Origin of the sequence: Streptomyces chattanoogensis (assembly GCF_001294335.1) — a bacterium.
Lineage (GTDB): Bacteria > Actinomycetota > Actinomycetes > Streptomycetales > Streptomycetaceae > Streptomyces > Streptomyces chattanoogensis.
Genome location: NZ_LGKG01000199.1, coordinates 1 through 10,540, shown reverse-complemented (window position 1 = coordinate 10,540; position 10,540 = coordinate 1). Strand labels below are relative to the sequence as shown.

General features: G+C 71.4%; 7 protein-coding genes and 1 riboswitch. Of the genes, 2 read left to right on the top strand and 5 right to left on the bottom strand.

All coding sequences use genetic code 11. The features are described 5' to 3' along the window. A partial coding sequence (locus tag ADL29_RS38430; RefSeq protein ID WP_053928114.1) for a GNAT family N-acetyltransferase occupies positions 1-1,981 on the bottom strand: 1,981 nt, incomplete at its 3' end. A gap of 136 nt (positions 1,982-2,117) precedes the next feature. Between ADL29_RS38430 and ADL29_RS38425 the strand changes: the two genes are divergently transcribed. After that, positions 2,118-2,399, top strand: coding sequence for an HPr family phosphocarrier protein (locus tag ADL29_RS38425; RefSeq protein WP_053928113.1), 282 nt, complete (start codon positions 2,118-2,120; stop codon positions 2,397-2,399). Between the two features lie 384 nt (positions 2,400-2,783). Here the strand turns inward: ADL29_RS38425 and ADL29_RS38420 are convergent, their stop codons facing one another. From ADL29_RS38420 to ADL29_RS38405, 4 genes are all read right to left on the bottom strand, one after another. Continuing rightward, complete coding sequence (locus ADL29_RS38420) at positions 2,784-3,473, bottom strand: GntR family transcriptional regulator (RefSeq protein WP_046925619.1); 690 nt, start codon at positions 3,471-3,473, stop codon at positions 2,784-2,786. Positions 3,474-3,719: 246 nt separating this feature from the next. After that, positions 3,720-4,520 (bottom strand): M23 family metallopeptidase, encoded by an 801-nt coding sequence (locus ADL29_RS38415; protein WP_053928112.1) that lies wholly within the window; start codon positions 4,518-4,520, stop codon positions 3,720-3,722. Positions 4,521-4,532: 12 nt separating this feature from the next. Next, positions 4,533-4,689: riboswitch (cyclic di-AMP (ydaO/yuaA leader) on the bottom strand. Positions 4,690-4,918: 229 nt separating this feature from the next. Then, on the bottom strand, positions 4,919-6,286 hold the full coding sequence (locus ADL29_RS38410) for a M16 family metallopeptidase (RefSeq protein ID WP_053928115.1): 1,368 nt from the start codon (positions 6,284-6,286) through the stop codon (positions 4,919-4,921). Positions 6,287-6,324: 38 nt separating this feature from the next. After that, the gene (locus ADL29_RS38405; RefSeq protein ID WP_053928111.1) at positions 6,325-7,677 is read right to left on the bottom strand and encodes a M16 family metallopeptidase; all 1,353 of its coding nucleotides are present in this window, start codon (positions 7,675-7,677) and stop codon (positions 6,325-6,327) included. A gap of 338 nt (positions 7,678-8,015) precedes the next feature. Here ADL29_RS38405 and ADL29_RS38400 point away from each other — a divergent pair, with 338 nt between their 5' ends. Further along, positions 8,016-10,463, top strand: a complete 2,448-nt coding sequence (locus tag ADL29_RS38400) for a DNA gyrase/topoisomerase IV subunit A (RefSeq protein ID WP_053928110.1) — start codon at positions 8,016-8,018, stop codon at positions 10,461-10,463. Positions 10,464-10,540: the final 77 nt, after the last annotated feature.

Here is a 10,540-nt window from a genome sequence, read left to right as displayed (position 1 = left end):
GGGCCAGGGCGGGGGTGTCGGGCCGGGCCTGCGGCGGGGTGGTGTGCGGGGCCGGGGCTTCGTCGCGGGGCGGGGCCGTCGGCCGGGGCGGCTCTCCCGGCGCGGCCAGGGTCTTCGCGAGGTCGTCCATCGCCAGGTGGACGACGGTCACCGGCTTCGCCGGGTCCGCCATGACGGCGGAGCGCAGGGCGGTGGCGAGCGCCTTGCCCTCGCCCGCGCCCGGAACGGCACCCTCCCCTTCGCCCACCCAGGGGATCGCCGTGACGACGACCGCGTCGCAGCCCTCGCCCGCGAGCGACTCAGCGAGCGCGTCCCGGAAGTCGTCCGGTGTCGCCCCGGGCGCCAGGACATGGGGGCGCAGCGGACGCAGGCCTTCGGTGAGGCAGGCGTCGTAGGCCAGCAGTGCGAGCGATTCGGAGTTGCCCAGGATTGCGATGCGCGGGCCGGCCGGGAGCGGCTGGGAGGCCAGCAGCAGCCCGGCGTCGATCAGCTCGGTGACCGTGTCGACGCGGATCACTCCGGCCTGGCGCATCAGGGCGGCGACGGTGCTGTCGGGGATCCGGACCGTGGGGACGGCATGGCCCAGCGGGGCGGTGCCGCTGTGGCGGGCGCCCTTGGCGACCACGACCGGTTTGACGGCGGCGGTGCGGCGCGCGAGCCGGGCGAACTTGCGGGGGTTGCCGATGGACTCCAGATAGAGGATCACCACATCGGTGTCCGGGTCGTCGTACCAGTACTGGAGGAGGTCGTTGCCGGAGACGTCGGCGCGGTTGCCGGCCGAGACGAAGGCGGAGATACCGGCGATGCCGCCGTCACCGGGGCCGCGTGCGTGCAGTCCGCTGAGCAGGGCGATGCCGATGGCCCCGGACTGGGTGAACAGGCCGATGCGGCCCGCGCCGGGCATCCGGGGTGCCAGGGAGGCGTTCAGCCGGACGGCCGGGGCGGTGTTGATCATGCCGAAGGCGTTGGGCCCGATGAGCCGCATGCCGTACGAGCGGACCTGGCGGAGCAGGGCGCGCTGCCGCTCGCGGCCTTCGGGGCCCGCTTCGGCGTATCCGGAGGAGAGGATCAGTACGCCCTGGACGCCGTGTTCGCCGCAGTCGCGGACGACGTCGGGCACGCGGGCCGCAGGAACGGCGATGACCGCCAGATCGACCGGGTCCGCGATCTCCCGCAGCGAGCGGACGGCGGGCACGTCTTCGGGCCCGAGGCGGTCCATGTCCTCGGGGAAGGCGTGGTTGACGGCGTGGACGCGGCCGGTGAAGCCGGAGTCGAGGAGGTTGCGCAGCGCGGAACGGCCGACGCCTCCGGGGGCGCGGCCGGTCCCGATGACGGCGACCGAGCCCGGGGCGAGCAGCCGCTGGACGGAGCGGGCCTCGGCGCGCTGCTCACGGCCGCGCATCACGGCCACGGACTGTTCGGTCGGCTCGAGGTCGAATTCCAGCCGGACCACGCCGTCCTCGAAGGTGCGCTTCTGGGTGTAGCCGGCGTCCGTGAACACCTTGATCATCTTGGTGTTCGCGGGCAGCACCTCGGCGGCGAACCGGCGGATGCCGCGCTCGCGGGCCACCGCGGCGATGTGCTCCAGGAGGGCGGAGGCGACGCCGCGGCCCTGGTGGGCGTCCTGCACCAGGAAGGCGACCTCGGCCTGGTCGTCCTCGGGGTTCTTGGCGGGCAGCCCGTGGTCGTCGATCCGGTCGTAGCGGACGGTGGCGATGAACTCGCCGCCCACGGTGGCGGCGAGGCCGACCCGGTCGACGTAGTCGTGATGGGTGAAGCGGTGGACATCGCGGTCGGACAGACGGGGGTAGGGCGCGAAGAAGCGGTAGTACTTCGACTCGTCCGAAACCTGCTCGTAGAACGACACCAGGCGTTCGGCGTCGTCGGGGGTGATCGGGCGGATCCGCGCCGTGCCACCGTCGCGCAGCACCACGTCGGCTTCCCAGTGGGTCGGGTACGCGTGATCCGGCTGCGTCTGCATGCGGACAGCGTACGGCGGGGCTCTGACAACCGGCTCGGGATGCGTACGCTCGGTCACAGCGGACGGCTGCCGGAGCACTCACGGCAGCGTGCGAGAATGGTCTAGACAACTGTCACGCGACTTGAAGGGCACCACCATGGCTGAGCGCCGCGTCAATGTCGGTTGGGCCGAGGGCCTGCACGCCCGCCCCGCCTCGATCTTCGTCCGTGCGGCCACCGCGGCCGGCATCCCGATGACGATCGCCAAGGCCGATGGCAACCCCGTCAACGCGGCCTCCATGCTCGCGGTCCTGGGCCTGGGCGCCCAGGGCGGCGAGGAGATCGTGCTGGCCTCCGACGCCGAGGGTGCCGAGGCCGCGCTCGACCGCCTGGCGAAGCTCGTCGCCGAGGGGCTGGAGGAGCTCCCCGAGACGGTCTGAGTCCGCCAGGTCTCCTGATCGCACTGTCCGCGGCCCCGCGGCGGTGACCGTTTCCGGTCGCCGCCGCGGGGCCGTTTCGTTGCGGGAAGCCCTCCGCTGCAAAGGCCCCTCCGTCGCGGGCATTTCCGTCGCACGGCCGGTTTCGCCGTTACGAGGGAGCTTCCGTCACGAGGGGGGGCGCGGAAAATCCGAGCGCGGCATGGAAGCTCGGCACGGAAGCGCGGCACCGAATTCCCCTTACCGGCATACCGAAACCCCGGGCTCGAATTACCCGGCATTCATGCACACGCGCCGGGCGGGATTATCCGGCCCGGAAATCGGGCCGGATAATCCCCGACACCCCGCACCTTTTTCTCCCACCCCCCTTTGTATACAGCCCGTGTGTTAATTGCGGGCACGCGCCGTGTTGACGGGCCGTTTCGCGTCCCTCACCGCGGGCACGGCGGGACGGCGCAGCCGGTGCACCGGGAGGGAGCGCTCGATATGAGCCGCCATCAGGGCGCGGGCCCGTTCCGCGTCTCCCCGGGCCACCGCGTCCAGCACCGCGCCGTGTTCGTCCCAGGACTCGGCGGCCCGCGCGGGCGCCTCCACCACGTACATCCACTCGATCTTGCGGCGCAGCTGGGTGAGCAGCGCCGTCAGGCTGGGGCTGCCGGCCGCCTGGGCGAGCGTTTCGTGGAACCAGCCGTCCAGTTGGCGTACGTCCGCGGGGTGACCGTGCCGGGCCCGCTCGCGGCCGAGCCGTACCAGGCCGCGCAGCACCTTCAGATGCGCGGGGCTGCGGCGGGCGGCGGCGCGGGCGGCACCCAGCGGCTCCAACAGGGCGCGGATGTCCAGGAGATCGGCCGCCTCCTGCTCGGTGGGTTCCGCCACGCAGGCGCCCGCATGCCGGCGGGTGGTGACGAAACCTTCGGACTGCAGGGTGCGCAGCGCCTCGCGGACCGGGACTCTGGAGACGCCGTAGCGGGCCGCGAGAATTTCCTCGATCAGCCGGCTCCCCGGCGCGAGCGCACCGGAAACAATATCGTCGCGAATCGCTGTGCACACCGCATGCGCGGAAAGATGGCCTCGCATCGTCCGTGCCTCCGCCGTAATCCCCGGGAACGCCGCCGATCGGCGGGTTTTGGGTGACTCTATTCGACGGGGACGACTTTTCCGACGGCCTCCGGAAATTCATGGAGAATTTTTGGCCACGGGTCACGGGCCACGGGTCACGGGCTGCGGACAGTGGGCGCCTGCCGACTGCCGTCCGCCGGCACCGAGCCCCCGGATATGCGGAAGCCCCGGCCGGTGACCGGGGCTTCGCAAGGACGCGGGGCGTCAGACGCTGACGCCGTGTGCGCGCAGATACGCGATCGGGTCGATGTCCGAGCCGTAGTCCGGGCCGGTGCGGGCCTCGAAGTGGAGGTGCGGCCCGGTGACGTTGCCGGTGGCGCCGGAGAGGCCTATCTGCTGGCCGGGCGTGACGGTCTGGCCGACCGAGACCCCGATGGACGACAGATGGCCGTACTGGGTGTACGTACCGTCGTGCATCTTGATCACGATGTTGTTGCCGTACGAGCCGCCCCAGCCGGCCTCGACGACGGTGCCCGAGCCGACGGCGTGGACGGAGGTACCGCTGGCGGCGTGGAAGTCGATACCGGTGTGGCTGCCGGAGGACCACAGGCTGCTGGAGGCCTTGTACCCGGTGGACACGTAGGAGCCGGCGACGGGGGCGACGAAGGTGTTGAGGCGCTTGCGCTCCGCCTCGCGGGCCGCGCGCTCCTTGGCCTCGCGCTCCGCCTTGGCCTTCTTCTCGGCGGCCTCGACGCGCCGCTTGGCCTCCGCGGCGGCCCGCTTGGCCTCGGCCTCGGCCTTCGCCTGTGCGGCGGCGGCCTCGGCGGCCGCATGCTGCGCGTCGGCCTGGGCCTCGAGCCGGTCGGCGAGCTCGCCGCCGATCACGACGGCCTGCTGAAGGCCGGTGTCCTCGGCGTGCGTCTGGCTCGTGGCGGCCAGCGCCGGCGAGGCGACGGAGGCGACGACTCCGGTGGCCGCGAGGGTGGCCATCCCGGCGAACTTGCGGGTCGTACGAGCCGCGCGGCTCGCACCACGATGTTTCCCGGTGGCACGGGTGAACGCCATCTGGTGGCTGGTCCTTTCCTTCCTTCTCGCCTACCGGGTTAGCTGACGGGTTCGGAGCAGGAAGGTCTCCTACGGACTCCTCCGGAGAGGGGTCCGATTCACCCCAGGGGACGTGTGGGTCCCCGGCTCCCCTGGCTCGCGCCGTACGGGGACTCGGCGATGACTGTCCGGTGCCACGGTTGTGGCGGACTTGTGACGGACAGCCGGACCGACGCTAATCGGGACATCTTTCAATCGCCAAACAGAACCGGCTTTTTTGTGCCGCACGCCACAAGAACAGGGGCAGCCGGCTGCTCGATTCAGGACAAACGGCGGCTCCCGTGGTGGACATGCACCACGGGAGCCGCGTTGTCGACATATCGCCCGCCGACTGGTGACGGGCAGTCAGTTGTCGGGTCTCAGCCGCTGACGACCGTCACCTTGCCGATACCGAGCTCCTTGACGGGGCCGGCGATCTGCGCGGCGTCGCCCACCAGGACCGTCACCAGCCGGTCCACCGGGAAGGCGCTGACGGCGGCCGCGGTCGCCTCGACCGTGCCGGTCTGCGCGAGCCGGGCGTACAACTGCGCCTGGAAGTCGTCCGGGAGGTGCTGCTCCACCTGGTCGGCGAGGGTGCCCGCGACGGCCGCCGCGGTCTCGTACTTCAGCGGCGCCACCCCGACGAGGTTCTGTACGGCGACATCCCGCTCGGCGTCCGTGAGCCCCTCCGCCGCCAGCGTGCGCAGCACCTGCCAGAGGTCCTGCAGGGCCGGCCCGGTGGAGGCGGTGTCCACGGAGCCGCTGATGGCGAGCATCGCGGCGCCGCTGCCGTCGGCGGAGGAGCGCAGCACCTGGCCGAAAGCGCGCACCCCGTAGGTGTAGCCCTTCTCCTCGCGCAGTACCCGGTCCAGCCGGGACGTGAGAGTGCCGCCCAGGCAGTACGTGCCGAGGACCTGCGCCGGCCATACCCGGTCGTGCCGGTCGGCGCCGATACGGCCGATCAGCAGCTGCGTCTGGACGGCGCCGGGGCGGTCCACGATGACGACCCGGCCGGTGTCGTCGGCGGTGATCGCCGACGGCTTGAGCGGTTCGGCGGTGGAGCCGCGCCAGGCGCCGAGGGTGTCGTCGAGCGCCACCTGAAGGTCGACGCCGGTGAAGTCGCCGACGACGACGGCGGTGGCCGTGGCGGGCCGTACATGGGCGTCGTAGAAGGCCCGGACGGCCGCGGCGTCGATGCGTGTGACGGTCTCCTCGGTGCCCTGGCGGGGGCGCGACATCCGGGAAGTGGCCGGGAACAGCTCCTTGGACAGCGCCATCGCGGCGCGCCGCGCCGGGTTGGCGAGCTCGTGCGGGATCTCGTCGAGGCGGTTGCGCACCAGGCGCTCGATCTCGCTGTCCGGGAAGGCGGGGGCGCGCAGCGCGTCGGCGAGCAGGCCGAGCGCGCGGGGCAGCCGGGAGGCCGGTACCTCCAGGGAGACGCGTACGCCGGGGTGGTCGGCGTGCGCGTCCAGCGTGGCGCCGCAGCGCTCCAGCTCGGCGGCGAACTCCTCGGCGCTGTGCTTGTCGGTGCCCTCGGACAGGGCGCGCGCCATGATCGTGGCGATGCCGTCCAGTCCCTCGGGCTCGGCCTCCAGAGGGGCGAGGAGGTTGACCTCCACGGCGACGACCTGCTGGCCGGGGCGGTGGCTGGTCAGCAGGGTGAGCCCGTTGTCGAGCTGCGAGCGCTCGGGCGCAGGGAAGGCCCACGGCTTGGGTGCGCCGCCCTTGGGCTGGGGGTGGAAGTCCATGGTGGGCGCGGCGGAATCTGCGCGGGTGGTGGCGTCGCTCACCGATCCGCCTCCTTGTCCTCGGTGTCGGCGGCCGGGTCGGCCGGGGCGGTCGGCTCGGTGGGCTCGTACACGAGCACCGCGCGGTTGTCGGGGCGCAGCCGGGCCTTGGCGACCGCCTGCACCTCCTCGGGCGTGATGGCCAGGACCCGCTGGACGGCGTTCAGCGCGAGCTGCGGGTCGCCGAACAGGACGGCGAAGCGGCACAGTTCGTCGGCGCGGCCGCTGACCGTGGCCAGACGGTCCAGCCATTCGCGCTCCAACTGGGCCTGCGCGCGCTCCATCTCCTCCGGGGTCGGCCCCTCGGCGGCGAACCGGGCCAGCTCCTCATCGACGGCGCGCTCGATGGCGGGGACCTCCACGCCACCGGACGTCTTCACGTCCAGCCAGCCCAGAGAGGGTGCCCCGGCCAGCCGCAGCAGGCCGAAACCGGCGGCCACGGCGGAGCGGTCGCGGCGCACCAGGCGGTTGTAGAGCCGGGAGGACTCGCCGCCGCCCAGGACCGTCAACGCGAGATCCGCGGCATCCGCCTCACGGGTGCCGTCGTGCGGCAGGCGGTAGGCCGCCATCAGGGCACGGGAGGGCACTTCCTCCTCGACGACCTCGCGCAGCTCGCTGCCGATGACCTCGGGCAGCGACCCGTCGCGCGGCGGCTGCTTGCCGTTGTGCGAGGGGATCGAGCCGAAGTACTTCTCGATCCAGGCCAGCGTCTGCTCGGGGTCGATGTCCCCGACGACCGACAGGACGGCGTTGTTGGGCGCGTAGTACGTCCGGAAGAACGCCTGCGCGTCCTCCAGGGAGGCGGCGTCAAGATCGGCCATCGACCCGATGGGGGTGTGGTGGTACGGGTGGCCCTCCGGGTACGCCATGGCCGTCAGCTTCTCGAAGGCCGTACCGTAGGGGACGTTGTCGTAGCGCTGGCGGCGCTCGTTCTTGACGACGTCGCGCTGGTTCTCCAGGGACTCGTCGTCGAGCGCGGCCAGCAGCGAGCCCATCCGGTCCGCCTCCAGCCAGAGCGCGAGCTCCAGCTCATGGGCGGGCATGGTCTCGAAATAATTGGTGCGCTCGAAGCTCGTGGTGCCGTTCAGCGATCCGCCGGCGCCCTGGACGAGCTCGAAGTGGCCATTGCCCTTCACCTGGGCGGACCCCTGGAACATCAGGTGCTCGAAGAGGTGCGCCAGGCCCGTGCGGCCCTTGACCTCGTGGCGGGAGCCGACGTCGTACCACAGGCACACCGCTGCGACCGGGGTCAGGTGGTCTTCGGAGAGCACCACGCGCAGGCCGTTGGCCAGCCGGTGCTCGGTCGCTGTCAGGCCGCCGGAGCCGGCTTGTTCTGTGGCCGTGTGACCCATGGGCATGTACGTCCCTTCGATCCGCTTGCGAGGAAGTCCTGTCACTGTATGCAACCGCGCCGACATCTGGCGAAGTTCCCGGACGAGCGGACCCGTACGGAGGGCGTGCGCGGCGGCCCCGCGAGCGCCGAAAGGGGAGTCGCGGTCGGCGTTGTCAGTGGGGCGGTCCACAATGGTCCGCGTCAGACTCAGGCAGACTCAGCAGACTCACGGGTCGGTCCGCCGGCTGATCGGTTCGGCTGCCGGCCGGCACATCCGATCGGACCGGGCAGTGCCGCCGGCCCGACCGTGTAGTTCCCACATCGGCAGTAGACGCAGCAGAAGGAGCCGCAGCCGCGATGGCCCGCCGCAGCACGAAGACCCCGCCGCCGGACGACTTCGAGGAGAGGATCCTCGACATCGACGTCGTCGACGAGATGCAGGGTTCCTTCCTCGAGTACGCGTATTCGGTCATCTACTCCCGCGCCCTGCCGGACGCCCGCGACGGCCTCAAGCCCGTACACCGCCGCATCCTGTACCAGATGAACGAGATGGGCCTGCGCCCCGACCGCGGCTACGTCAAGTGTGCCCGGGTGGTCGGCGAGGTCATGGGTAAGCTCCACCCGCACGGCGACGCGTCCATCTACGACGCGCTGGTGCGCATGGCACAGCCGTTCTCCATGCGGCTGCCGCTGGTGGACGGCCACGGCAACTTCGGCTCGCTGGGCAATGACGACCCGCCCGCCGCGATGCGTTACACCGAGTGCCGGATGGCGTCGGCGACGTCCCTGATGACGGAGTCCATCGAAGAGGACACCGTCGACTTCACGCCGAACTACGACGGCCAGGAACAGGAGCCGGTGGCCCTCCCCGCCGCGTATCCCAACCTCCTGGTCAACGGTTCCTCCGGCATCGCGGTCGGCATGGCGACCAACATGCCGCCGCACAACCTCGGCGAGGTGATCGCGGCCGCGCGCCACCTGATCAAGCATCCGAACGCCGATCTCGACACACTGATGCGCTTCGTGCCCGGCCCCGATCTGCCGACCGGCGGCCGGATCGTGGGCCTGGGCGGTGTACGGGACGCGTACGAGAAGGGCCGCGGCACGTTCAAGATCCGCGCCACCGTCACGGTGGAGACCGTCACGGCCCGCCGCAAGGGCCTGGTCGTCACCGAACTCCCCTTCACCGTCGGCCCCGAGAAGGTCATCTCCAAGATCAAGGACCTGGTCGGCTCGAAGAAGCTGCAGGGCATCGCGGATGTGAAGGACCTCACCGACCGCCAGCACGGCCTGCGGCTGGTCATCGAGGTCAAGAACGGCTTCAACCCCGAGGCCGTCCTGGAGCAGCTCTACAAGCTCACGCCGATGGAGGAGTCCTTCGGCATCAACAACGTCGCCCTGGTGGACGGCCAGCCGCTGACGCTGGGCCTCAAGGAGCTGCTGGAGGTCTATGTCGACCACCGCTTCGACGTGGTGCGCCGGCGCAGCGAGTTCCGGCGCGGCAAGCGGCGCGACCGTCTCCACCTGGTCGAGGGCCTGCTGACGGCGCTGGTCGACATCGACGAGGTCATCCGCCTCATCCGCTCCAGCGAGAACAGCGCCCAGGCCAAGGAGCGGCTGATCGAGCGCTTCTCGCTGAGCGACATCCAGACGCAGTACATCCTGGACACCCCGCTGCGCCGGCTGACCAAGTTCGACCGCATCGAGCTGGAGGCGGAGCGCGACCGGCTCCAGGAGGAGATCGCGAAGCTGACGCAGATCCTGGAGTCGGACGCGGAGCTGCGCAAGCTGGTCTCCAACGAACTGGCCGCGGTCGCGAAGAAGTACGGCACGGACCGGCGTACGGTCCTGCTGGAGTCGGCGGGCCCCACGGTCGGCGCGGTGCCGCTGCAGGTGTCCGACGACCCGTGCCGGGTGCTGCTGTCCTCGACGGGGCTGCTGGCGCGTACGGTCACCGGGGAGGTGCCGTTCGACGCGGAGGCCAAGCGCGTCAAGCACGACACGATCGTCTCGGCGGTACCGGCCACGACCCGGGGCGAGGTCGGCGCCGTGACATCGACCGGGCGGCTGCTGCGGCTCTCGGTGATCGACCTTCCTCAGCTGCCGGAGACGGCGGCGGCGCCCAACCTCTCCGGCGGCGCGCAGACCTCGGAGTTCCTGTCCCTCCAGGACGGCGAGGAGCTGATCTGCCTGACCACTCTGGACGAGTCCTCGCCGGGCCTGGCGCTCGGTACGGAACAGGGTGTCGTCAAGCGCGTGGTGCCCGACTATCCGTCCAACAAGGAGGAGTTGGAGGTCATCACCCTCAAGGACGGTGACCGCATCGTGGGCGCCGCGGAGCTGCGTACCGGTGAGGAGGACCTGGTCTTCATCACCAGCGAGGCGCAGCTGCTGCGCTATCCGGCGTCGCAGGTGCGGCCGCAGGGCCGGCCCGCGGGCGGTATGGCCGGCATCAAGCTGGGTGAGGGTGCGAAGGTGATCTCGTTCTCGGCGGTCGACCCGGCCACGGACGCCATGGTGTTCACGGTCGCCAGCTCGCACGGCACCCTGGACGACTCGGTGGCCACGGCCAAGCTCACCCCGTTCGACCAGTATCCGCGCAAGGGGCGGGCGACCGGCGGCGTGCGCTGCCAGCGGTTCCTGAAGGGCGAGGACTGCCTGACCATGGCTTGGGCCGGCGCCGCACCGGTCCGGGCGGCGGACGCCAAGGGCGCACCGGTGCCTCTGCCGGACGTGGACCCGCGCCGGGACGGCTCGGGCGTACCGCTGGCCAAGCAGGTGGCGGCGCTGGCCGGGCCCGTGTAAGCGGGTACTGCCGGGCAACCGGCCGGTCCTTGGGGGCCGGCCGGTTTTGCTTTGGGGTGGGGGTTCGGGGGGGGCGG

Excerpts from the sequence above, each read along its gene's own strand:
- ADL29_RS38425 (WP_053928113.1), top strand. The coding sequence starts at position 2,118 with ATGGCTGAGCGCCGCGTCAATGTCGGTTGGGCCGAGGGCCTGCACGCC.
- ADL29_RS38420 (WP_046925619.1), bottom strand. The coding sequence starts at position 3,473 with ATGCGAGGCCATCTTTCCGCGCATGCGGTGTGCACAGCGATTCGCGAC.
- ADL29_RS38415 (WP_053928112.1), bottom strand. The coding sequence starts at position 4,520 with ATGGCGTTCACCCGTGCCACCGGGAAACATCGTGGTGCGAGCCGCGCG.
- ADL29_RS38410 (WP_053928115.1), bottom strand. The coding sequence starts at position 6,286 with ATGGACTTCCACCCCCAGCCCAAGGGCGGCGCACCCAAGCCGTGGGCC.
- ADL29_RS38405 (WP_053928111.1), bottom strand. The coding sequence starts at position 7,677 with ATGGGTCACACGGCCACAGAACAAGCCGGCTCCGGCGGCCTGACAGCG.
- ADL29_RS38400 (WP_053928110.1), top strand. The coding sequence starts at position 8,016 with ATGGCCCGCCGCAGCACGAAGACCCCGCCGCCGGACGACTTCGAGGAG.